This window comes from Pseudoduganella dura (assembly GCF_009727155.1).
Taxonomy (GTDB): Bacteria; Pseudomonadota; Gammaproteobacteria; order Burkholderiales; family Burkholderiaceae_D; genus Rugamonas; species Rugamonas dura.
Window position 1 is genome coordinate 4,390,046 of sequence record NZ_WNWM01000002.1, and the last position, 22,653, is coordinate 4,412,698.

Sequence of the window (22,653 nt, forward strand, 5' to 3'; positions counted from 1 at the left end):
ACAATACCCACCACCTTTTTTGGAATCCCCCATGAGCCAGCCTACGTTCAAGTCCACGTCGCCGACCTGGTGGCAGGAAGCCATCATCTACCAGGTGTACCCGCGCAGCTACCTCGACACGAACGGCGACGGCGTGGGCGACCTGAACGGCATCACCGACCGCCTCGACTACATCGCGAAACTGGGCGTGGATATCGTCTGGATCTCCCCGTTCTTCAAGTCGCCGATGAAGGATTTCGGCTACGACATCGCCGACTATTGCGATGTCGATCCGCTGTTCGGCACGCTGGCGGACTTCGACCGGCTGATCGCCAGGGCGCATTCGCTCGGCGTCAGGATCATGATCGACCAGGTGATGAGCCACTGCGCTGAACAGCACCCGTGGTTCGTGGAAAGCCGCAGCAGCCGCGACAATCCGAAGGCCGACTGGTTCGTGTGGTCCGACCCGCTGCCGGACGGTAATCCGCCAAACAACTGGCTGTCCGTGTTCGGCGGCTCGGCGTGGCAATGGGATGCGCGGCGCAAGCAGTACTACATGCACAATTTCCTCACCAGCCAGCCGGACCTGAACTTCCACAATCCGGAGGTGCAGGGGGCGATGCTGGACAGCCTGCGCTTCTGGCTGCAGCGCGGCGTGGATGGCGTGCGGCTCGATGCCGTGACGTTCCACTTCCATGACAGGGAACTGCGCAGCAATCCGCCCGCCACGGTGCGCGACACGGCCACCGTCACGGATGTGAATCCCTACGGCATGCAGGCGCACGTGTACGACAAGTGCCGCCCCGAGAACGTGCCGTTCCTGCAGCGCGTGCGCCGGGTGCTGGACGAGTTCGGCGCCGTGTCGATCGGCGAAGTGGGCGCGGACGACGCGCTGGCGTTCATGGCCGAATACACGGCAGGCGGCGACAAGCTGCACATGGCCTACAGCTTCAACCTGCTGACGGAAGACCACTCGGCGCGCCACATCCGCACGCAGGTGGAGGACTTCAAGCGGCGCGTCAAGGATGGCTGGGCTTCCTGGTCGGTGGGCAACCACGACGTGCCGCGCGTCGCCACCCGCTGGGGTGCCGGGAAGGACCCGGCAGCTTTCGGCAAGCTGGCGCTGGCGATGCAATTGTCGCTGAAGGGCACGCCGTGCCTGTACCAGGGCGACGAGCTGGCCTTCACGGAGGCGGACGTGCCGTATGAACTGATCCAGGACCCGTACGGCATCACGTTCTGGCCCGAGTTCAAGGGCCGCGACGGCTGCCGCACGCCGATCGCCTGGACCGATGGCGACCAGGGCGGCTTCACGAGCGGCAAGCCTTGGCTGCCGGTCGCGCCCGAGCACATCGCGGTGGCCGCTTCGGTGCAGGAAGCGGATACGCAGTCGCCGTTGAACTTCGCGCGCCGGCTGATCGCATGGCGCCGCACGATGCCGCAGCTCACGCGCGGCGACATCGAGTTCCTCGACGCGCCGGAACCGGTGCTGGCGTTCCGGCGCACGCTTGCCGGCGAGCGTTCCGTCCTGTGCGTGTTCAACCTGGGCGCGGACGGCGTGACGTTCACGCTGCCGCAGGCACGGGGCGCGCAGAAGCTCGAACAGCCAGGGCTGCCGGGCGAGATCGCCGATGGTGTCGTGACGCTGCCGGCGTCCGGCGGCTGGTTCGGCTACGAAGCGTGAAGCCTGGCTGCATGACATCGGCCAGGTGACAGCGGCTGCATGCAGGATCGGCTGCCCCGGGACGGGCGCGCTTTTTCGGCGCGCCCGTTTCGGGTATGCTGCGACCTCGCCCGCGTGAGCGAAGCAACAAGTATAAAGAGCGTAAAGAGAGCGAGATGAGACAAGTGGAAGTGGAACATAAACTGGGGCGTGCCGCGTTTGCCGATGGCCCGCGGCTGCTGGCCGACATCGGCGCGACGCACGCGCGCTTCGCGCTGCAGACGGCGCCCGGCGAATACCAGGCGGTGCGGGTACTGCAATGCGACGACTATCCCGGCATCGTTCCGCTGCTGCGCACCTATCTCGCCGACCATCCCGGCATCAACCTGAATCACGGCGCGCTGGCGCTGGCGAACCCGGTGCATGGCGACTACATCCGCATGACGAACCGCGACTGGCAGTTCTCCACGGATGAAGTGCGCCGCGAACTGGGCTTGCACACGCTGCTGGTGGTGAACGATTTCACGGCGCTGGCGATGGCGATCCCCGGCCTGAAGCCCACCGACCTGATGCAGGTGGGCGGCGGCGCCCCGGCGGCGAACTCCGTCATCGGCGTGCTCGGTCCGGGAACGGGCCTGGGCTGCTCGGGCGTGATTCCCACCGTCGACGGCTTCGTCACGCTCGGTTCCGAAGGGGGCCACAACAATTTCGCGCCGGCCGACGAGCGCGAATACGCGATCCTGCAATACGCGTGGCAGACCTGGTCGCACGTGTCGAACGAGCGTCTCATTTCCGGCCCCGGCATGGAAATCATCTACCGCGCCATCGCGCGGCGCAACGGCCGGCAGGTGCGTGACCTCACGTCGCAGCAGATCATCTCCGGCGCATTGAAGGACCGGGATGCGCTGTGCATCGAAGTGCTCGAATGCTTCAGCGCGATGCTGGGCGGCGCGGCCGCCAACCTGGCCGTCACGCTCGGTTCGTTCGGCGGCATCTTCATCGGCGGCGGCATCGTGCCGCGGATGGGCGAGTGGTTCCGCGATTCGCCGTTCCGCGCCCGCTTCGAAGCCAAGGGCCGCTTCTCGTCGTACCTGGCCGAGATTCCCACCTACGTGATCACCACGCCGAACCCGGCGTTCTATGGCGTGGCCACGATCCTTTCGGAACACCTGCGCGGCCGCAGCGGCGCGAACACGCTGATGGAGCGCGTGCAGACGCTGCTGCGCGAGCTGACGCCGGCCGAGCAGCGCGTGGCGCAGCTGGTGCTGGAACAGCCGCGCCTCGTGCTGAACGAGCCGATCGCCGATATCGCGCGGATGGCCGAGGTCTCGCAGCCGACCGTGATCCGTTTCTGCCGTTCGCTGGGCTTCACGGGGCTGGCCGACTTCAAGCTGAAATTCGCCAGCAGCCTGACGGGCGCGATCCCCGTGCGCCACAGCCAGGTGCGCAACAGCGACAGCACGCACGACCTGTCGGCGAAGGTGGTCGACAACACGGTATCGGCGATCCTGAAATTCCGCGACCAGCTCGACGTGCGCGCGCTGGACCGCGCCATCGCGCTGGTGGCCAAGGCCAAGAAGGTGGAGTTCTACGCGATGGGCAATTCGCGCGTGGTGGGGCTGGACGGGCAGCACAAGTTCTTCCGCTTCCGCATCCCCACCGCATCGTACGGCGACTCGCACCTGCTGTCGCTGGCGGCCGAGCTGCTGCAGCCGGGCGACGTGGTCATCGCCATTTCCAATTCGGGCCGCCTGCCGGAACTGCTGGCCGCTGTGGACACGGCGCGCGCCTGCGGAGCCGATGTCATCGCGATCACCACCAGCCAGTCGCCGCTGGCCAAGAAGGCCAGCGTGTGCCTGGCGGTGGACCACAGCGAGGACAGCACCACGTTCCTGTCGATGATCTCGCGCATCCTGCAACTGCTGCTGATCGACATCCTGACGGTGGGCATCTCGCTGGACGAGCAGAACAAGGCGCTCGTACTGGAAGGGAAGGGCACGGCGGGCGGCGGTTCGCGGCTGCTGATTTCCCATCTCGACAGCTGAGCCGGATGGTCAGGATCGATTGCGGATCCTGCGTCGTGGATGAAAAAAACGCCGGGCCGCTTGCGCGCCCCGGCGTTTTCTTTTACGCCCACCGTTCTCAGTAGGGGCGGCGCGGTGGCTGCACCGGCGCGCGGTTGAGCATCCGCGCCTGCACCTTCTTCCAGATAAAGCCGGCGATCGCCATGAAAATCATCTTGCGCATACGTCCTCCTGTCAGATTGGAATGATTTCTCCTCGGCAATGACGCTGCCTGCCGTGGCAATGAGCCAACGATACCTGAAACGCTCGGGGGAAGGCGCCGCACAGGTAGCCATGGTTAATGATGGGCTCATGTCACTTTGGTGCCAGGCACCAAAGTGACATGGATCAGCCCGTGTCACATCGGTGCCTGGCACCAAAGTGACACGGGCTCGGCCGTAAAAATTTGCTTGCATCGTTACGTAAAAGGTTTAAGATATATCTTATTGAGATATATCTTAAGGAGTTTCACATGTTCCACAAGTTTCCACACCATGGTCCCCGCATGCACGAACATCATCATCACCGCGGCGGTCACGGCGGCCCGCATGGCGGCGGACCGGGCGGCGGCCGTGCGGCGCGCATGTTCGATGCGGGCGCGATGCGCTATGTCGTGCTGCAGCTGATCGCGGAAAAGCCGCGCCACGGCTATGAAATCATCAAGGAGCTCGAAGGCCGGATCGGCGGCGGTTATGCGCCGAGTCCCGGGGCGATCTACCCGCTGATGGCGATGTTGTACGACATGGGCCACGTGTCGATCAGCACCGAAGGTAACAAGAAGCTGCATGCGATCACGCCGGAAGGGCAGGCGTTCCTGGACGAGAACCGCCAGATGGTCGATGCGCTGATGGCGAAGCTGTCCGAGCCCGGTTCCGCCACGCGCGACAGCCTGCGCTCGGTGATGCACGAGCTGAAAGCCATCGTGATCGAAAAGGGCCGCGACCCGGCCGCGCCGCCGGCGCGCGCCGAGCAGATCGCGGCGGTCCTGCGCCGCGCCGCCGAAGAGATCCGCCAGCTGGCGTAATGCCATCGGTTCCGGCGCAAGCGGGCTGCCGGCCCGCTTGCGCCCATCACAAGAAGAAGAGCTCATGACCACTTCCCTCAACCCTGCGCGCGAGCGGCTCGTATTGTGGCTGCTGGCGCTCACCCAGTTCACCGTCATCATGGATTTCATGGTGATGATGCCGCTGTCGCCGCAGCTGATGCAGGCGTTCTCGATCAGTCCCGCCCAGTTTTCCGGTGCCGTGTCGGCGTATGCCTGGTGCGCCGGGCTGTCCGGCCTGCTGGCCGCCACCTACATCGACCGCTTCGACCGCAAGCGCATGCTGCTGACGGTGTTCCTGCTGTTTAACCTGTCGAACCTGGCCTGCGCGATGGCGCCGAATTTCCACGTGCTGGTCCTGTCGCGGGCGTTTGCCGGGCTGACCGGCGGCGTGCTGGGCGCGATCGGCATGGCGATCATCGGTGACCTCGTCGCGCCGCAGCGGCGCGGCTACGCGACCGGCATCGTGATGACATCGTTCTCGATGGCCGCCATCCTCGGCGTGCCGCTGGGCGTCGGCCTGGCGGCGCGCTTCGGCTGGCAGTCGCCGTTCTACCTGCTGGTGGTGTTCTCGATGGCGATCTGGCTTGCCGCCGCGTTCGTGCTGCCGCCGCTGACCGCGCACATGGGCCGCAAGGTACCGCTGGCCCGCGCGCTGCCCGAGCTGGTGGCGCTGTTCCGGGTGCCGGACCATTTGCGCGCCTTCCTGCTGACCTTCGTGACGATGCTGAACGGCATGCTGGTCATTCCCTTCATTTCGCCGGTACTGGTGGGTAACCTCGGCGTTCAGCCGGGCGACATCATGTGGATCTACATGGCCGGCGGCATCGCGGCGTTCTTCAGCTCGCGTTATGTCGGCACCTGGTCGGACCGCGCCGGCAGGCAGAAGGTGTTCCGCGTGTTCGTGCTGTTCTCGGTGGTGCCGATCCTGGTGATCACGCACCTGCCAAGGCTGCCGTTGATGGCGCTGGTGTGCATGTTCCCGTTCTTCATGGTGGCGATGAACGGCCGCAACGTGCCGCTGCAGGCGCTGATGACGACCGTGTCCGATCCGCAGCGCCGCGGCGCCTTCCTCAGCGCGAACGCGGCCGTGCAGCAGATCGGCACGGGCCTGGGCGCGCTGCTGGGCGGCCTGTGGCTGCGCACCGATGCCGCCGGCCACATTTCCGGTTACGGCCTGAACGGCTGGCTGGCGGCGGGGCTGTCGCTGTTCACGTTCTGGTGGGTGGGGCGGGTGGGCACGGCCCCGGTGCCGGCAGTCAGGAGTCCTGCCTGACGACGATGTCGAGCAGGCGTTGCGCCTGCCGCAGCACAGGGGAGGCCACCTTGTCGCGGTCGATATCGCCGAAGGTGCCGTCGCGCACGTGCAGGCCGTCCGCCGCCAGCAGCGACAGCCGGACACTGCCCAGTGCCGGCGGTGCCGCCCGGTTCTTCACGGTGCCGCGGGCCGCCAGCGGGATCGCCGCGTGCACCAGCAGCTTGCCCTGTTCGGCCACTTCCTCCGGCGCACCTTCGAACACTGCCACGCGGCCGGTGTGATGAAGATAGCGGACGTTGCCGTCCGCGTAGGCGGCCAATACGTCGAGCCCGCCCTCGAGCGGCACCTCGACGATGACGCCGAGCAGCTCGCGCGACGCGACCGGCTGGCCGGCGGCGCGCAGCCATTGCCATGCAAGCAGCCGCACGCGGCTTTCCTCGGCCGGGTCCTCGCCGATCGTCTGCACCACGCGCGGATCGGGAGCCGTGCCGAACAGCGACGCAGGTTCGGTCCCCTGCTTCACCAGTTGCGGATCGTCGCAGAACAGCAGCTGGTAGATCAGGTTCAGTTCGTCCTGCTTGTAGGGCCGGACCGGGGATGCGTGCCGGCGCGACGACAGCGCGGCGATGAGTTTCTTGAACATGGCATCATGATAAACCATCGAGATGCCAGCCACGCAATCCTTCCATCGCGACCGCGTTCCGCCATGCGGGGCGGGCGACGACCAGCCGCGCCAGCCGGTCCAGCGCCGGCCATTCCGTGGCCGGCTTCGGCATGGCGCGCGACCAGCGCATGTACATGCACAGCTGGTAGTCCGCCGTGCTGAAGCGTTCGCCCAGCAGGTAGGGGCCGTGCGCCACCAGGTGCGATTCGATGCGTTCGAACGCCGCCTCGAGAATGCGCTGCACCGGTGCGCGGGTCTGCTCGCTGTGTTCCGGCAGGCCCAGGTCCTGCGGGTAGAACCATAGCCGGTACGGCCCGCCCAGCGAGGTGGCCAGCGCCACGCTCCACTGCAGCCATTCGGCGCGGCCCGGCGCACCCGGCGGCGGCGCCAGGTCCGCCTGCGGGTGGCGTTCGGCCAGCAGCAACAGCAGGGCGGCGGACTCGCGGTGCGCCAGGCCGTCGATGACCAGCGTGGGCACCGTGCCTTGCGGGTTCAGGCGCAGGTAATCCTCGGTGCGCTGCACCTGCAGGTCGACCTTGACCAGGTCGTGCGGCGCATCGACTTCATGCAGGGCTGCATGGACGGCCAGGCTGGCCGCTCCGGGAGCGTAGAACAGGGTATACATGGCGGGCTTTTCTCCTCGATTGTCCGGATAGGGAACGGCTCAGCGGGCGGTGCGCTCCAGCGGCCGCTTGTCAAGGCGCCAGCGCTCGAGCGGCACCAGGGTTTCATCATCGTCGACCAGGATCGCCCCGTCGGCGGCGCCGACCAGGAAGCTTTCCCACGTGACGGCGGCATCCGGCCGGTTCTCGACAAAGCTCAGCTGGTGGTACTGCCTGCCGTTCACGGTGCGCAGCGCCGGATCGAATGGAATGACGGCGCCGCGTACCGCACCGCCGGAGGCGCTTTCGATGTGTTTTGCCCAGGCCTGCAGTTCGGGCAGCGCCATCAGGCGCGTCACGGCCTGGTCGCGGGTCAGCGCCTGTTTCGGCGGCCGCGGCGCGGCGGCCGGGGCGGCGGCGGGCGCAGCGACCGTGGCGGCGGTGGAGCGAGCCGGCGCGGCACCCGGCCCGACGTGCTGGGGATACAGGTGCCACGCTCCGAATGCGGCGGCCAGCAACCCGGCGAGGGTGCCGGCAACGGCGGGAAAGTGGGAGGGTTTGCTCATGCGGCGTGCTTTCGTGGGTCATCCATGTTGCGAACATGGTAACTGAAAGCGCGCCGGGCCGGCACCGGCCTGGTTGTTCCGCGGCTGCCCCGGCATTACCGCTATTCCTTTTTCGGCGGGAACCACGATTCCCAGGTTTCCTTGATGCTGGCGCGCACGGTGGCCAGCGCATCCGGGTCGCCCTTCAGCAGCGCCTTGAAGTAGGCTGCCGCCTGCTTGGCCGGCACATCCGGCGGCAGCGGCGGCACGTTGGGATCGGTGACCATCTCCAGCACGCACGGCCGGTCCGATGCCAGCGCCGCTTCCCATCCGGCGGCCACCGCATCGGCGCTGTCGATCCGGATGCCCTTCAGGCCGACCAGTTCCGCATATTGCGCGTACGGAAAATCCGGCACGGCTTGCGAGTCCTCGAATTTCGGCGAGCCGCCCATCACGCGCTCTTCCCACGTGACCAGGTTCAGGTCCTGGTTGTTGAGCACCATGACGACCAGCTTGCCGTTGCCCCAGCGCCGCCAGTACTTGGCGATGGTGATCAGCCCGTTGATGCCGTTCATCTGCATCGCGCCGTCGCCCACCAGCGCGATCACCTGGCGTTCCGGATGGGCGAACTTGGCGGCGATCGCGTACGGCACCGCGCAGCCCATCGTGGACAGGCCGCCGGACACGCTGGTCATCATGCCGCGCCGGATCTTCACGTCGCGCGCATACCAGTTGGTGGCCGAGCCGGAATCGCCGACGATGATGCAATCGTCCGGCAGGCGCGGCGACAGTTCCCAGAACACGCGCTGCGGGTTGATCGGGTTGGCCTCGTTCATCGCACGGCCTTCGAGCACGCGCCACCAGCGCTCCACGTTGCCGCGGATCTCGTCCTGCCACGCCCGGTCGGTCTTGCGCTGCAACAGCGGGATCAGGGCGCGCAGCGTGTCGCGCGAATCGCCGATCAGGTTGAATTCCATCGGGTAGCGCACGCTGGCGCGCCGCGCGTCGATGTCGATCTGCACGCCGCGCGCCTGGCCTTCCTTCGGCAGGTGTTCGCTGTACGGGAAGTTGGAGCCCACCATCAGCAGCGTGTCGCAATCGTTCATCATGTCGTGGCTGGGCTTGGTGCCCAGCAGGCCGATGGTACCGGTGACGAACGGCAGGTCGTCGGGCACCGCGGCCTTGCCGAGCAGCGCCTTGGCGATGCCGGCGCCGAGGATGTCGGCCACTTCGATCAGCTCGTCGGTGGCGTGCAGCGCCCCGGCACCGGCCAGGATCGCCACCTTCCTGCCTTCGTTCAGGATGCGCGCCGCCTGCTGCAACGCGTCGAGCGGCGGCACGTGGCTGCGCGTCAGCGTGCCAATGCCCGAATGATTGGCGCCGTGCTCGCGCGGCGGGTGCGGCACGGCGTCCAGTTCCTGCACGTCGTTCGGGAAGATGAGGCAGGTGACGGCGCGTTCTTCCTTGGCGATGCGGAACGCGCGGTCGATCAGGTGGCGCACCTGCGCCGGGTCGGTGGCCATGTGCACGTATTCGTGCGCCACGTCCTTGAACAGCGCGGGCAGGTCCACTTCCTGCTGGTAGTCGCTGCCGATCGACATGCGCTTTTGCTGGCCGACGATCGCCACCACGCCCTGGTGATCGAGCTTGGCGTCGTACAGGCCGTTGAGCAGGTGCACCGCGCCCGGGCCGGACGTGGCCAGGCAGACGCCCACTTCACCGGTGAACTTGGCATGTGCGGTGGCCATGAAGGCGGCCATTTCCTCGTGCCGCACCTGGATGAATTCGATCTCTTCCTGCCGGCTGAAGGCGCCCATGATGCCGTTGATGCCGTCGCCGGGGTATCCATACACGCGCTGCACGCCCCAGGCATGCAATCGTTGCAGGAGGAAGTCGCCTACCGTGTCTGCCATGTCGTTCTCGCTGAGTTGGACCAGCGGCGATGATAAATCCGCCATGGTTGCGTTGGCGCACGCATGCGGTGCACTGCAGCACATACCGGCGATCCGGCGCTTCAAACGAGATGGTTTGCGAACGGAACGTGATCTTTGATGCAACGCAAGATCGTATATCTGAAGGGACTGGAAACGTTGTTGATGCGGGACGATCCGCTTAAAAAAACGGCAGAGAGATCGAAATCCGGGTGTATATTGAATGCACAACAACCACGAAACAGGAGACGCAAGATGGATATGGAACCGGACGACCGCACCGGGCGCTATGTTGGCTTCGGTATCAGCCTGGGTGCAGCGATCGGCTGCGCGATCGGTGTTGCAATGGGTAATTTCGCAATGGGCATCGGCCTCGGTGTCGGCCTCGGCAGTGCCGTCGGTGCCGGCTTGGCGCAACGGCGACACTGACGCGCTCCTACGCGTCTCACGTAACAATGGCTGCCTCGGCAGCCATTGTTGTTTTCACCTGAACAATAAAAAAGGCCGCTTCCAGGGAAGCGGCCTTTTCAGGCGCGGCGGGCCGAAGCCCGCATCGACCGCATGATTACATCATGCCGTCCATGCCGCCCATGCCACCCATGCCGCCCATGCCACCCATGCCGCCGGCTGGCTTGTCTTCCGTCACTTCAGCCACCATGCAGTCGGTCGTCAGCATCAGGCCGGCGATCGATGCGGCGTTCTGCAGTGCCGAACGGGTCACCTTGGCCGGATCCAGCACGCCCATTTCCACCATGTCGCCGTAGGTGCCGTTGGCGGCGTTGTAGCCGTAGTTGCCGGTGCCGGCCAGGACTGCATTGACGACGACGGATGCTTCTTCGCCGGCGTTCTGGACGATCATGCGCAGCGGTTCTTCCATCGCGCGCAGCACGATCTTGATGCCGGCGTCCTGGTCAGGGTTGTCACCCTTCACGGTCAGCGCAGCGCGGGCACGCAGCAGGGCCACGCCGCCGCCAGGAACAATGCCTTCTTCCACGGCAGCGCGGGTAGCGTGCAGAGCATCTTCCACGCGGGCTTTCTTCTCTTTCATCTCGACTTCGGTGGCAGCGCCAACCTTGATCACGGCAACGCCGCCGGCCAGCTTGGCCACGCGTTCCTGCAGCTTTTCACGGTCGTAGTCGGAGGTCGCGCCTTCGATCTGGGTACGGATCTGTGCCACACGGCCTTCGATGTTCGACGCATCGCCGGCGCCGTCGATGACGATCGTGTTTTCCTTGCCCACTTCGATGCGCTTTGCCTGGCCCAGTTCGGCCAGCGTGATTTTTTCCAGCGTCAGGCCGATTTCTTCAGCAACGACCTGGCCGCCGGTCAGCACGGCGATGTCTTCCAGCATGGCCTTGCGACGGTCGCCGAAGCCCGGTGCCTTGACGGCGCAGGTTTTCAGGATGCCGCGGATGTTGTTGACCACCAGGGTCGCCAGTGCTTCGCCTTCGATGTCTTCGGCGATGATCAGCAGCGGACGGCCAGCCTTGGCCACTTGCTCCAGTACCGGCAGCAGGTCACGGATGTTCGAGATTTTCTTGTCGCACAGCAGAACGAACGGGTTCTCCAGGATGGCGACTTGCTTTTCCTGGTTGTTGATGAAGTACGGCGACAGGTAGCCGCGGTCGAACTGCATGCCTTCCACGATGTCCAGCTCGTCGTTCAGCGACTTGCCGTCTTCCACGGTGATCACGCCTTCCTTGCCCACTTTTTCCATCGCTTCGGCAATGCGCTCGCCGATCGAGTAGTCGGAATTCGCGGAGATCGCGCCAACCTGGGCGATTTCCTTCGACGTGGTGCATGGCTTGGAGATCTTCGCCAGTTCTTCGACGGTGGCGGCCACGGCCTTGTCGATGCCGCGCTTCAGGTCCATCGGGTTCATGCCGGCGGCAACGAACTTCATGCCTTCGCGCACGATGGCCTGTGCCAGCACGGTCGCGGTGGTGGTGCCGTCGCCGGCGTTGTCGGAAGTCTTCGAAGCGACTTCCTTGACCATCTGCGCGCCCATGTTCTGCAGCTTGTCCTTCAATTCGATTTCCTTGGCGACCGACACACCATCCTTGGTCACGGTCGGGGAACCGAACGAGCGTTCCAGTACCACGTTGCGGCCTTTCGGGCCCAGCGTGACCTTGACCGCGTTGGCCAGGATGTTGATGCCTTCAACCATTTTGGCGCGCGCTGCGTCGCCGAAAATCACTTCTTTAGCTGCCATGTTTCTTTTCTCCTGAATTCTGTAAGGGGGCTGTTACTTTTGGACGATGGCCATGATGTCTTCTTCGCGCATCACCAGCAGCTCTTCGCCGTCGACCTTGACAGCCTGGCCGGAGTATTTGCCGAAGAGAACGCGATCGCCGACCTTGACTTCCAGTGCGCGCAGCGTACCGGTGTCCGACACTTTGCCGTTGCCGACTGCCAGCACTTCACCCTGATCCGGCTTTTCAGCGGCGGCGTCAGGGATGATCAGGCCGGAAGCAGTCTTGGTTTCCTGGTCCAGACGTTTGACGATGACGCGATCGTGCAAAGGGCGAAGGTTCATACAAAACTCCTTATGTGTACAGTGAGGTTGAAACGTTGTTAGCACTCTCGGCTAACGAGTGCCAATTATTATAGGGATGGTCATAAGTGATTTCAAGAGAATTCATATTGGGAAAATTTCTAAGGGGCGAGCTCAGCAACAAGCAGCCGTGAAATGACCGTTTGTGTTTTGACAAAGGAGCGCCGGAAGCGCACACTGTCCGTTCACATGCGGAAGTGTTTGCCGAACCCGCGTGGTTCGATCCGCGTAGTTCGATCCGTGTAATTCGATCCGTAGCTCGACATGTGTTCGCACCTGTATGGCTCGAACCTGTAGCTCGAACCTGTGTAGCTCGACCCTGTATAGCTCGACCCTGTTAGATCGATCACCTTTTAGCGAGGCTGCGATGTTCCAGACGAAATTACCGAGAGACCTGCACGCCCCGGGGTGGGTGCGCGTTGCAATCAATGTTGCCGCTGGCGCGGCGCTGGGAGTGCTTGCCGGAGCCATGCTGTTGCTGGCGCTGGGTGCCGTCAACTGACGCATTGCCAGGATTTCTTCCGCTGCCGCCGCCCGGCGGCATGCCTGCCGGACTATCGTCGCGACGGAAACTTCAAGATGATAGCCATCATTAAGATGTAATTAAGTGTAGAACGTTGTCGATTCGGTTGACCACGTTATCACACAGCCCTATAGTGGCGGGATGATTGCAGACTTCCAAGAACTTTCCGACAAGATCGAGCAGTTGGCCGAGCTGACGCAGATGCTGCGTCGCGAAAACGCGCAGCTGCGTCAAGCCAATGCCGCGCTGGTGACGGAAAACCTCGGTCACCAGAAGCGCCTTGCCGAAGCCCACGCGCGCGTATCGGCGTTGCTCGAACACGTTCCGCCGCTGGAAACCGCGACGCCTGAACAAGAGGAGGTCCAGTCATGAGCAACGTGGACGTCAATATCCTCGGTTCATCGTACCGCCTCGTCTGCAAGGAAGGCGAAGAACGCGCGTTGCGCGAAGCCGCCGCACTGCTGGACAAGAAAATGACCACCATACGCGATACCGGCAAGGTGAAGGGCAACGACCGCATCGCCGTGATGGCCGCGCTGTCGATGGCCGCCGAGTTCCTGACGGCCAAAGCGCCGGCCGGACCGCTGTCCGAGATCTCGCTGCTCGAAGTGCAGCACAAGATCGCCGCGATGCATCGGGTGCTCGACAGTGCGCTGACCCCGCAGGAAAATCTCTTCTGACGCACGATAGGACTTTCCCTCCAGGCGTTTGAGGAGTAAACTCCGTCCTACCCTGCGGTGTTCGAGAAGTGCCATATATTCCTTGAACCATTAACACGCATAGGTTGCGGAATATTGTTTGGCGGGTGTGAGCGTCGCTAGTCCGATGAACCCGAAGTTGAACTGACTGTGACCGACTTGAACCGTTAGGTTCAGGATGCCGGCATGACGGCACAGGCGGGGCCCTATTCGAAGCAGCGCAGAAGTAGCGCAGAAGTAGAAAAATTGTCGTAGCGAGAGCGGTTGCTTGCACCGAAAGGTGCGCAGCCGCTTTTTTACGTCCATCCCCCATGTCCCTCGTTCGATAACAGCAGGAGCGCCATGCCGAAACAGTACTGGCTGATGAAGTCCGAACCCGACGACGTCAGTTTCGACGACGTGCTGGCAGCAAAGGACCAGACCACGTCGTGGTACGGCGTGCGCAACTACCAGGCACGCAACTTCATTCGCGACGGCATGCAGGTCGGCGACGGCGTGCTGTTCTACCACTCCAGCTGCGCGGTGCCGGGCATCGCCGGCATCGCGGAAATCGCCAGCATGCCGTACCCGGATGCCACGCAGTTCGATCCGGACAGTCCGTATTTCGATCCGAAGGCCACGCCGGAAAATCCGCGCTGGACGGGCATCGACGTAAAGGCCGTGAAGAAGGGCCGCTACGTGGACCTGACGGAGTTGCGCAGCCACCCCGAGCTGGAGCACATGCGCCTGCTGGCCAAGGGCAGCAGGCTGTCCGTGATGCCGGTGGAGCCGGCCGAATGGCGCTTCATCCTCAAACTGATCGAATAGCCGCCAATACAAGCCACATGGCGGCGTTGTATCGTCTCGCCGTACTGAAGTACTGTCTTCGACGATGCGCCTTGCCCTGCGGCCCGTATTGGCGGCTTTGAAATACTATGCCGTTGCCGGCGCGGCGCCGTAGATATTGCGGCGGTACGACCACACCAGCATCGCGATGGCCGCCACGATCATCGGCAGCGACAGCACCTGGCCCGACGTGATCGGCAGGCCCAGCACCGTGGTCTCCCAGTCCGGCGTGCGGAAGTACTCGGTGAAGAAGCGCGCGCAGCCGTAAAGCAGCGTGTACATCGCACCCACCGCGAGCCGCGGCCGGGCATGGCGCGCGAACATCCACAGGATGATGAACACGAGGATGCCGTCGACCAGCATCTGGTAGATCGGCGAAGGGTGGCGCGGCAGCGCATCCACGTTCGGCCAGATCATCGCCCACGGCAGGTTCGGGTCGAGCACCGGGCGGCCCGGCAGCTCCGCGTTGATGAAGTTGCCCAGGCGGCCGGCCGCGTACCCGAGCGGCACCATCGGCGCGATGAAGTCGTACACGTCCAGCAGGTTGCGCTGCGCCTTGCGCGACCAGAACCACATCGCCACGAGCACGCCGATGAAGCCGCCGTGGAAGCTCATGCCGCCATGCCAGACGGCGAAGATTTCCAGCGGATTGGCCAGGAAGTAGCCGGGGCGGTAGAACAGCACCTCGCCCAGCCGGCCGCCGATCACCACCCCCAGCATGCCGTAGAACAGCATGTCGTCCAGGTCCTGGTTCTTCCAGCCCAATGCGGCGATGTGCGGCTGCCGGATCCGCACGCGGCCCAGGCCTATGAACAGCGCGAACGCCAGTACATACATCAGGCCATACCAGTGGATCGCGACGGGGCCGATGTGGAGGGCGACAGGATCGGGCATCGGGTGAATCAGCATTCAGAGTCTCTTTCTCATCAAATCCAGGAAGCCCTTGAGGACGGGCGAGGTATTGTCGCGGCGCCAGGCCAGGCCCGTCTCGACCAGCGGGGTGGTTTGCGACAGGGGCCGGTATTCTACTCCCGGGCGGCGCAGGTTGGAGACCGATTGTGGCACAAGTGCGATACCCATGCCAGCCGACACCAGGCTCACGATCGTCTGCATCTGGATCGCTTCCTGCCCGATCACGGGCGTGATGCGCGCGGCGCGGAACACGGCCAGGATCGCGTCGTACAGGCCGGGCGAAATCACCCGGGGGAAGATAATCAGCGGCAGCGGCGGCAACGCGCGCAGGTTGGCTTCGTGCTTGCCTTGCAGTTCCGGCAGATTGGCCGGCGATGCCAGGATCAGCGGCTCGTTCAGCACCGGCAGGTAATCCAGTTCGGCCCTGGCCTTCTCGGGCAACGGCGGGATCAGCAGGCCCGCGTCGACGCGGCCGTGCAGCAGTTCTTCCAGCTGCAGGTCGGAGGTCGCTTCAAGCAGCGTGATCTGCACCTGCGGAAAGGCGGCGCGGTACGCACGCAACGAAGGCGGCAGCACGCTGTAGTCGGCGGAGGATACGAACGCCAGTACCAGCTTGCCCGTCGCGCCCGTTGCCGCCCGTTTCACGAGGCCCGGCAGTTCACCGGCCTGCGCCAGCAGGCGGCGCGCCTCCGGCAGCAGCGCCTCGCCGGCCGCGGTCAATGCCACCCCGCGGCGGTTGCGGTCGAAGAGGGCGGTGCCCAGCATGTCTTCCAGTGCGAGAATCGTCTGCGACAACGGCGGCTGCGTCATGTGCAGGCGCTTCGCCGCGCGGCCGAAATGCAGTTCCTCGGCCACGGTCACAAAGTAGCGCAGCTGGCGAAGTTCAATGTTCATGGGATTTGTTGATACTCCAGGTGAATCACAGAGCATTAAATCATATATTTGACAACTGATGGTAACGCGCGCAAGCTGATGCCCTTTCGCGCGATGATTCGCGCTTGCAGCAGATGCCTGAATATGGCCGCGTCCCGGCGCGTTATCACGACGGCGAAGCAGCGCAACAACGCCGCCGCCTTCTTCAAGCATCGCCCTTTATTCAGTCCGAGGAGACACCGTCATGCCAACCTACCGTTCCTATACAACCACGCAGGGCCGCAACATGGCGGGCGCCCGCGCGCTGTGGCGCGCCACCGGCATGAAGGATGGCGATTTCAGCAAGCCGATCATTGCCGTCGTCAACTCGTTCACGCAGTTCGTGCCGGGCCACGTGCACCTGAAGGACCTGGGCCAGATGGTGGCGCGCGAGATCGAGGCGGCCGGCGGCGTCGCCAAGGAATTCAACACGATCGCCGTCGACGACGGCATCGCGATGGGCCACGGTGGCATGCTGTACTCGCTGCCGTCGCGCGACCTGATCGCCGACTCGGTCGAGTACATGGTCAACGCGCACTGTGCCGATGCGATGGTGTGCATCTCGAACTGCGACAAGATCACCCCGGGCATGCTGATGGCCGCGATGCGCCTGAATATCCCCACCGTGTTCGTTTCCGGCGGGCCGATGGAAGCGGGCAAGGTGATCAAGGTCGTCAACAATGACCGGAAAATCATCAAGCTCGACCTGGTGGACGCGATGATCAAGGCCGGCGATTCGACCGTGTCGGACGCCGACGTGGCGGAAATCGAACGCTCGGCATGCCCGACCTGCGGTTCCTGCTCCGGCATGTTCACCGCGAACTCGATGAATTGCCTGACCGAGGCGCTGGGCCTGTCGCTGCCGGGCAACGGCACGATCCTGGCCACGCACTCCGACCGCAAGGAGCTGTTCCTGAGCGCCGGCCGGCTGATCGTCGAGATCACCAGGCGCCATTATGAAGAGGACGATTACTCGGTCCTGCCGCGCAACATCGCCTCCAAGGCCGCCTGGGAAAACGCCATGGCGCTGGACGTGTCGATGGGCGGCTCCACCAATACCGTGCTGCACCTGCTGGCCGCCGCGCACGAGGCGGAAGTGCATTTCACGATGGCCGACATCGACCGCATCTCGCGCAACGTGCCGTGCCTCTGCAAAGTGGCGCCGATGACGGACAAGTACCACATCGAGGACGTGCACCGCGCCGGCGGCATCTTCTCGATCCTGGGCGAACTGGCGCGCGCCGGCCTGCTCGACACGTCGCTGCCCACGGTGCACAGCCCGACCATGGCCGACGCCATCAGGAAATACGACATCCGCGTCAGCGACGACCAGGCCGTGCACCAGATGTTCCGCGCGGCGCCGGGCGGCGTGCCGACCCAGGTGGCGTTCTCGCAGTCCGAACGTTTCGAAGCGAACGACCTCGATCGCACGGCCGGCTGCATCCGCGACATCGCGCACGCCTACTCGCAGGATGGCGGCCTGGCGGTCCTGTACGGGAACATCGCCGAAAAGGGCTGCATCGTCAAGACGGCCGGCGTGGATGAAAGCATCCTGAAGTTCTCCGGCAAGGCACGCGTGTTCGAAAGCCAGGACTCGGCGGTGGAAGCCATCCTGGGCGACACGGTGCATGCCGGCGACGTGGTCATCATCCGCTACGAAGGCCCGAAAGGCGGCCCGGGCATGCAGGAGATGCTGTATCCCACGTCGTACATCAAGTCCAAGGGTCTCGGCAAGGCCTGCGCGCTGTTTACCGACGGGCGTTTCTCCGGCGGCTCCTCGGGCCTGGTGATCGGCCACGCGTCGCCCGAGGCGGCCGAAGGCGGCGCGATCGGCCTGGTGGAAGAGGGCGACATGATCGACATCGACATCCCGAACCGCACGATCAACCTGCGCGTGACCACCGAGGAACTGGCGCACCGCCGCGCCCTGATGGAAGAACTCGGTGCCGCCGCCTGGCATCCGGTCAACCGCGAGCGTGCCGTCTCGCAGGCACTGCGTGCCTACGCCGCGCTGACCACCTCCGCCGACCGCGGCGCCGTGCGCGACCTGTCGCAGCTGAAGCGGTAACGCAACCCGATCAGGCATGAGCTCGTGTCACATTGGTGCCAGGCACCAATGTGACATGCCCCAAAGCCTGAGTTCGTGTCACCCTGGTGCCTGGCACCAGAGTGACACGAACCGAGCATTGGCGTTATTTCTTCTTCGGCGCACCAAAGCGCTCCGTGACGCGATCCTTGCGCCGCTTGGCATCGACGTCATGCGCCTTGCGCTTGTCCAGCCCCAGCATCGGCTCGAGGAACTCGAACCAGATGAACGCGAGCAGCATCAGCCCCGCGATCCACCACCACGACAGGCCGGCAAAGCGCCAGACTTCGAAAAAGCGCAGCGCGCAAAGTGCAAGGATGACAAGGATGATCGGCATGGCGGGCTCCGGTAATCCTCCATGGTACTTACAAAATTTACGTGTAGCAACATCTTCGGGGTCAACGGAATACCCGACTGCTTCGTTGTGGCAATAGGCGCTATACGTACCCGCTTATGGGAAACGCGATAGAATCACCGCGGGTTTAAATTGGAGAAATCAATGAAACGTTTCGTGATGGGTGCAATGGTGGTGGGTTCGGCTTTCCTGTCGCAGGCTGCGATGGCAAACGCGGACCTGGCGAAGGCGAAAAACTGCATGGCTTGCCACGCTGTTGCGAACAAGCTCGTGGGCCCTGCCTACAAGGATGTGGCCGCCAAGTATGCCGGCCAGAAGGATGCGGAAGCCAAGCTGGTGACCAAGGTGATCAAGGGCGGTTCCGGCGTGTGGGGCGCGATCCCGATGCCCGCCAACCCGCAGGTGAGCGAAGCGGATGCGAAAACGCTCGTCAAATGGATTCTGGCGCAAAAGTAATCTTTTGCGCCGCAGCGAAAAACCGGGCAGGGTGCGATACCCTGGCCCGGTTTTTTTACGGCTGCCACATTACTTCACGACTTCGATCAGCGTCTTCTTGCCGCCCTTGAACGTGAACAGCGTCAGCGCGCCATCCTTGATATCGCCGAACTGGTCGAACGTGATCGTGCCGGTGATGCCCGGGTAGCTTACTTTCGACAGGAACGGCAGGTACTGCTTCGGATTGGCCGACTTCGCCTGGGCCATCGCCGTGGCCATCGTCATCACCGCATCGTAGGAATACGGCGCGTAGATCTGCAGTTCCTGGCCGTAGCGCTTTTTATAGCGCGCAGCGAATTCCGCCATCTTCTTCTGCTGCGCGGGCGTCACGCCGCCCGCTTCGGCGCACACCACCGCGTCGTCGCCCGCCGTCGGGCCGGCCAGTTTAGGCATTGCCTCGGTACAGATGCCGTCGCCCCCCATCAGCTTGGTCTTGATGCCCAGCGCCTTCATCTGGCGCAGCAGCGGGCCGCCCACCGAATCCATGCCGCCGAAGAACACCAGATCTGGGTTCTTCGCCTTGATGCTGGTGAGGATCGCGTTGAAGTCGGTGGCCTTGTCGTTGGTGAACTCGCGCGCCACGATCTGCGCACCTTTCGCGCCCTTGGCGAATTCGGTGGCCACGCCCATGCCGTAGGCGGTGCGGTCGTCGATCACGGCGATCTTCTTCGCGCCGAGTTTCTCGACGGCATACTTGCCCAGCGTGCCGCCCAGCTTCAGGTCGTTGGCGACCACGCGGAACGTGGTGTTGAACTTCTGGCGCGTATAGACCGGGCTGGTGGCCGATGCCGAGATCTGCGGGATGCCGGCGTTGTAGTAGATGCGCGAGGCGGGGATCGACGTGCCGGACGTCTGGTGGCCGATCACGCCGTTCACCTTCTGGTCCGCCAGCTTTTGCGCGGCGGCCGTGGCCTGCTTCGGTTCGGCCGCGTCGTCCTCGGCCGCCAACACGAACTTGACGGGCTTGCCGCCGATCTGGAAGCCCTTGGCATTGAGGTCTTCCACGGCCAGGCGCGCGCCGTTCGACGTGTCCGTGCCCAGGTGGGCGGACTGGCCCGACAGCGGGCCCACGTAGCCGATCGTGACCACTTCCTGCGCCATCGCGGCGCCCGCGAAGGTGAGCGCGGCGCCAATGGCGAGGGAAATCAGCTTCTGTTGCATATTCGTTTTACTCCAATCGGTATGCGGTTACCGTATAAGGGCCGCTAAAAAACAAAAGGCCGTCCATGAAGGACGGCCGCGGGCGGTGTCATGCCACCTTGTCTCCCGTTGTTATCTGTTACTTCACCACTTCCATGCGCGTTTTCTTGCCGCCGGTGTACGTGAACAGCGTCAGCGAACCGTCGTTGATGTCGCCGAACTGGTCGAACGTGATCAGGCCCGTCACGCCCTGGTACTTCACCTTTTTCAGGAACGGCAGGTATTTCTTCGGATCGGAGGAGCCGGCATCCTGCATCGCCTGGGCCAGCGTCATGACCGAGTCGTACACGTAGGGGGCGTACAGTTGCACTTCCTGGTTGTACGCCTTCTTGTAGCGGGCGCGGAAGTCGTCCATGTTCTTCTGCAGTTCCGGCGGCACGCCGCCCGCTTCGGCGCAGGTGACCACACCATCGGCCGCGGCGGTGCCGGCCAGGCGCGGCAGCGCGTCCGTGCAGACGCCGTCGCCGCCCATGAACTTGGCCTTGATGCCCAGCGCCTTCATCTGGCGCAGCAGCGGGCCGCCCACCGCATCCATGCCGCCGAAGAAGACCAGGTCCGGGTTCTTCGCCTTGATGCTGGTCAGGATCGCGTTGAAGTCGGTGGCCTTGTCGTTCGTGAACTGCTTGTCGACGATCTGCGCGCCCTTGGCGCCCTTGATGAACTCGGTCGCGACACCCATGCCGTACGCGGTGCGGTCGTCGATCACGGCGATCTTCTTCGCGCCCAGCTTGTCGACGGCGTACTTGCCCAGCGTGCCGCCCAGCTTGGCATCGTTCGCGACCACGCGGAACGCGGTATCGAATTTCTGCTTCGTGTAGACGGGATTGGTGGACGCCGGCGAGACTTGCGGAATACCGGCATTGTAATAGATCCGCGACGCGGGCACCGTGGTGCCCGAATTCAGGTGGCCTACCACGCCGTTGACCTTGGCATCGACCAGCTTCTGCGCCACGGTGGTGCCCTGTTTCGGGTCCGCGCCGTCATCCTCCAGCACGAGCACGAACTTCACGGGCTTGCCGCCGAGCTTGATGCCCTTCGCATTGAGGTCGTTGACCGCCATGTTGGCGCCGTTCTCGTTATCCTTGCCGAGGTGCGACTGGGCGCCGGAGACCGGGCCCACGTGGCCGATCTTGACAATCTCTTGCGCGCCGGCCGAGCCCGCGAACGCGAGGGCGATGGCAACTGCGATGAACTTCGTCTGCATACTCGTCTCTCCAGTGAAAGTGGGTGGACGCCTCGTGAGCGTCGGCTTGGCAGAAGGTACAACAAATTTTTCGATTGGCAAAGGCGCAAAGCGGCGATTGTTGCACTACGCACCGGCACGGAGCGCGCATGCACCGGCCGGGGCCGTTTATTCAGCGTGCTTTCACCGTTTTTGTGCCTGCAGGCCGGCAAGCTCCTGCCGCACGGAATCGGCGACGGCCTGCGCGACCGATTCGCCCAGGCCGGCTCGCAGGCTGGAAGCGAACCCTTGCAGCGCCTGTTCGAGCCGTTCCGCCACCAGCGCGTCCACGCGCGGCATCAACTGCTGCACGATGCGTTCGCCGAGCGCCTGCTCGAGCGCGGCAAGGTCGGTATCGGTGCCGGTCCGTTGCGCGGCGGGCACGCCCGGCATGACCCGTTCGATCAGGTCGACATAGCCGGCCGGCGCGGACGCCGCCCCATCGTCGGCGGGTTCGGCGGGCAGGGCGGCTGGCCCGGGTTCGGCAGCTTCGGCGGGTGCGGCAATGCCTGTCGCAGTTGCCGGCGCGGCGGCCGCCGGCGTGGGCAGCGGCGCCGTTGCCGCGGATCCGGTACGCCAGACCGCGGGCCTGGCGGGAGAGGGAGGGGGCGGGGCTGTCACGGGTACGATCTCCTTCACCACTTCGGTCAGCACCGGAATCCCGGCATCGAACGGCACCGCGCCGCTCATGCCTTGCCCACGTTGAGGTGGGCGGGCTGGAACTCCTGCCGTTTGTAGGCAACGAAGCGGATGCGGCCGGCGGCGGCATCGGCTTCATCGTTCGACACCACTTCGATCAGGCGTGGAAAATTCTCGAACTGCGCCGGTGCGTTGCGCGCAATGTTCACCAGCAGCTCGAACTGCGGCAATTCGACATCGTTGCTGTCGGCCAGCACGATCGGCGTATCGGGCGCCAGCGGATCGTTGACGTGCACGTGCGGCAGGAAATCCACATCGGAAAAGCCCCACAGCGCGGCATCGAGCTCGGCAAGCTGCGCCGCGTTTTCCGTCATCACGACGATACGGTTCTTCGCCCCGTACGCCTTGCGCACGAGGCGGCAGGCGTAGGCGATCTTGTCGGGAACGTTGGTGTGGAAGTCGATGCGGGTCATGGCCGCTATTGT

General features: G+C 64.3%; 24 protein-coding genes and 1 other RNA gene. 12 read left to right on the plus strand and 13 right to left on the minus strand.

Translation table 11 applies throughout. The annotated features are described in order from the left end of the window. The first annotated feature begins 31 nt into the window (after positions 1–31). The 4 genes from GJV26_RS19150 (at position 32) to GJV26_RS19165 (ending at position 6,023) form a co-directional block, all read left to right on the plus strand. Entirely contained in the window at positions 32–1,663 is a 1,632-nt protein-coding gene (locus GJV26_RS19150; protein ID WP_155710315.1) for an alpha-glucosidase family protein, read from the plus strand. A gap of 155 nt (positions 1,664–1,818) precedes the next feature. Next, positions 1,819–3,687 (plus strand): glucokinase, encoded by a 1,869-nt coding sequence (locus GJV26_RS19155; RefSeq protein WP_155710317.1) that lies wholly within the window; start codon positions 1,819–1,821, stop codon positions 3,685–3,687. Positions 3,688–4,177: 490 nt separating this feature from the next. Then, complete coding sequence (locus GJV26_RS19160) at positions 4,178–4,729, plus strand: PadR family transcriptional regulator (protein ID WP_229419359.1); 552 nt, start codon at positions 4,178–4,180, stop codon at positions 4,727–4,729. A gap of 64 nt (positions 4,730–4,793) precedes the next feature. Continuing rightward, entirely contained in the window at positions 4,794–6,023 is a 1,230-nt protein-coding gene (locus GJV26_RS19165) for an MFS transporter (protein WP_155710319.1), read from the plus strand. Here the strand turns inward: GJV26_RS19165 and GJV26_RS19170 are convergent. From GJV26_RS19170 to GJV26_RS19185, 4 genes are all read right to left on the minus strand, one after another. Then, positions 6,007–6,648 carry a hypothetical protein gene (locus GJV26_RS19170; RefSeq protein WP_155710322.1) on the minus strand — a complete coding sequence of 214 codons (642 nt, stop codon included), beginning with the start codon at positions 6,646–6,648 and terminating at the stop codon, positions 6,007–6,009. The genes GJV26_RS19165 and GJV26_RS19170 overlap by 17 nt on opposite strands. A 4-nt stretch (positions 6,649–6,652) precedes the next feature. Further along, positions 6,653–7,294, minus strand: coding sequence for a glutathione S-transferase family protein (locus GJV26_RS19175; protein ID WP_155710324.1), 642 nt, complete (start codon positions 7,292–7,294; stop codon positions 6,653–6,655). 39 nt (positions 7,295–7,333) lie between these two features. After that, the gene (locus GJV26_RS30285; protein WP_173346234.1) at positions 7,334–7,837 is read right to left on the minus strand and encodes a hypothetical protein; all 504 of its coding nucleotides are present in this window, start codon (positions 7,835–7,837) and stop codon (positions 7,334–7,336) included. A gap of 101 nt (positions 7,838–7,938) precedes the next feature. Continuing rightward, a complete protein-coding gene (locus GJV26_RS19185) occupies positions 7,939–9,729 on the minus strand; it encodes a thiamine pyrophosphate-requiring protein (RefSeq protein WP_155710326.1) in 1,791 nt (596 codons plus the stop codon). A gap of 138 nt (positions 9,730–9,867) precedes the next feature. Between GJV26_RS19185 and GJV26_RS19190 the strand changes: the two genes are divergently transcribed. Continuing rightward, positions 9,868–10,176 (plus strand): glycine zipper domain-containing protein, encoded by a 309-nt coding sequence (locus tag GJV26_RS19190; protein ID WP_155710329.1) that lies wholly within the window; start codon positions 9,868–9,870, stop codon positions 10,174–10,176. A 136-nt stretch (positions 10,177–10,312) separates the two neighbouring features. Here the strand turns inward: GJV26_RS19190 and groL are convergent, their stop codons facing one another. Further along, complete coding sequence (gene groL / locus GJV26_RS19195) at positions 10,313–11,959, minus strand: chaperonin GroEL (protein WP_155710331.1); 1,647 nt, start codon at positions 11,957–11,959, stop codon at positions 10,313–10,315. Positions 11,960–11,992: 33 nt separating this feature from the next. Beyond that, the gene (groES, locus tag GJV26_RS19200) at positions 11,993–12,283 is read right to left on the minus strand and encodes a co-chaperone GroES (RefSeq protein WP_155710333.1); all 291 of its coding nucleotides are present in this window, start codon (positions 12,281–12,283) and stop codon (positions 11,993–11,995) included. 385 nt (positions 12,284–12,668) lie between these two features. Between groES and GJV26_RS30485 the strand changes: the two genes are divergently transcribed. The 5 genes from GJV26_RS30485 (at position 12,669) to GJV26_RS19220 (ending at position 14,329) form a co-directional block, all read left to right on the plus strand. Continuing rightward, the gene (locus GJV26_RS30485) at positions 12,669–12,803 is read left to right on the plus strand and encodes a hypothetical protein (RefSeq protein ID WP_260114807.1); all 135 of its coding nucleotides are present in this window, start codon (positions 12,669–12,671) and stop codon (positions 12,801–12,803) included. Between the two features lie 162 nt (positions 12,804–12,965). Next, a complete protein-coding gene (locus GJV26_RS19205; RefSeq protein ID WP_155710335.1) occupies positions 12,966–13,196 on the plus strand; it encodes a hypothetical protein in 231 nt (76 codons plus the stop codon). Next, positions 13,193–13,504, plus strand: coding sequence for a cell division protein ZapA (locus GJV26_RS19210; protein ID WP_155710337.1), 312 nt, complete (start codon positions 13,193–13,195; stop codon positions 13,502–13,504). The genes GJV26_RS19205 and GJV26_RS19210 overlap by 4 nt, the downstream gene beginning before the upstream one ends. 46 nt (positions 13,505–13,550) lie before the next feature. Beyond that, positions 13,551–13,731, plus strand: a non-coding RNA gene (ssrS, locus tag GJV26_RS19215) — 6S RNA. A 133-nt stretch (positions 13,732–13,864) separates the two neighbouring features. Continuing rightward, positions 13,865–14,329: an EVE domain-containing protein gene (locus GJV26_RS19220; RefSeq protein WP_155710340.1), complete on the plus strand. Its 465-nt coding sequence runs from the start codon at positions 13,865–13,867 to the stop codon at positions 14,327–14,329. 105 nt (positions 14,330–14,434) lie between these two features. On the opposite strand, the gene lgt is transcribed toward GJV26_RS19220, so the two are convergent. Beyond that, on the minus strand, positions 14,435–15,256 hold the full coding sequence (gene lgt / locus GJV26_RS19225; protein ID WP_155710342.1) for a prolipoprotein diacylglyceryl transferase: 822 nt from the start codon (positions 15,254–15,256) through the stop codon (positions 14,435–14,437). After that, entirely contained in the window at positions 15,257–16,153 is an 897-nt protein-coding gene (locus GJV26_RS19230) for a LysR family transcriptional regulator (RefSeq protein ID WP_155710344.1), read from the minus strand. 223 nt (positions 16,154–16,376) lie between these two features. On the opposite strand from GJV26_RS19230, the gene ilvD reads away from it, so the two are divergent. Then, a complete protein-coding gene (ilvD, locus tag GJV26_RS19235; RefSeq protein WP_155710346.1) occupies positions 16,377–18,239 on the plus strand; it encodes a dihydroxy-acid dehydratase in 1,863 nt (620 codons plus the stop codon). Positions 18,240–18,363: 124 nt separating this feature from the next. Here ilvD and GJV26_RS19240 read toward each other — a convergent pair whose 3' ends face one another. Beyond that, complete coding sequence (locus GJV26_RS19240; RefSeq protein ID WP_155710347.1) at positions 18,364–18,594, minus strand: TIGR04438 family Trp-rich protein; 231 nt, start codon at positions 18,592–18,594, stop codon at positions 18,364–18,366. Positions 18,595–18,756: 162 nt separating this feature from the next. Between GJV26_RS19240 and GJV26_RS19245 the strand changes: the two genes are divergently transcribed. Next, positions 18,757–19,068, plus strand: coding sequence for a c-type cytochrome (locus GJV26_RS19245; RefSeq protein ID WP_155710348.1), 312 nt, complete (start codon positions 18,757–18,759; stop codon positions 19,066–19,068). A gap of 69 nt (positions 19,069–19,137) precedes the next feature. Here GJV26_RS19245 and GJV26_RS19250 read toward each other — a convergent pair whose 3' ends face one another. From GJV26_RS19250 to GJV26_RS19265, 4 genes are all read right to left on the minus strand, one after another. Continuing rightward, positions 19,138–20,268 carry a branched-chain amino acid ABC transporter substrate-binding protein gene (locus tag GJV26_RS19250; protein WP_155710349.1) on the minus strand — a complete coding sequence of 377 codons (1,131 nt, stop codon included), beginning with the start codon at positions 20,266–20,268 and terminating at the stop codon, positions 19,138–19,140. Between the two features lie 118 nt (positions 20,269–20,386). Further along, positions 20,387–21,511, minus strand: coding sequence for a branched-chain amino acid ABC transporter substrate-binding protein (locus GJV26_RS19255; RefSeq protein ID WP_155710351.1), 1,125 nt, complete (start codon positions 21,509–21,511; stop codon positions 20,387–20,389). A gap of 162 nt (positions 21,512–21,673) precedes the next feature. Further along, the gene (locus GJV26_RS19260; protein ID WP_155710353.1) at positions 21,674–22,150 is read right to left on the minus strand and encodes a hypothetical protein; all 477 of its coding nucleotides are present in this window, start codon (positions 22,148–22,150) and stop codon (positions 21,674–21,676) included. Positions 22,151–22,215: 65 nt separating this feature from the next. After that, a complete protein-coding gene (locus tag GJV26_RS19265; protein ID WP_155710354.1) occupies positions 22,216–22,641 on the minus strand; it encodes a DNA polymerase III subunit chi in 426 nt (141 codons plus the stop codon). Between the last annotated feature and the right edge of the window lie 12 nt (positions 22,642–22,653).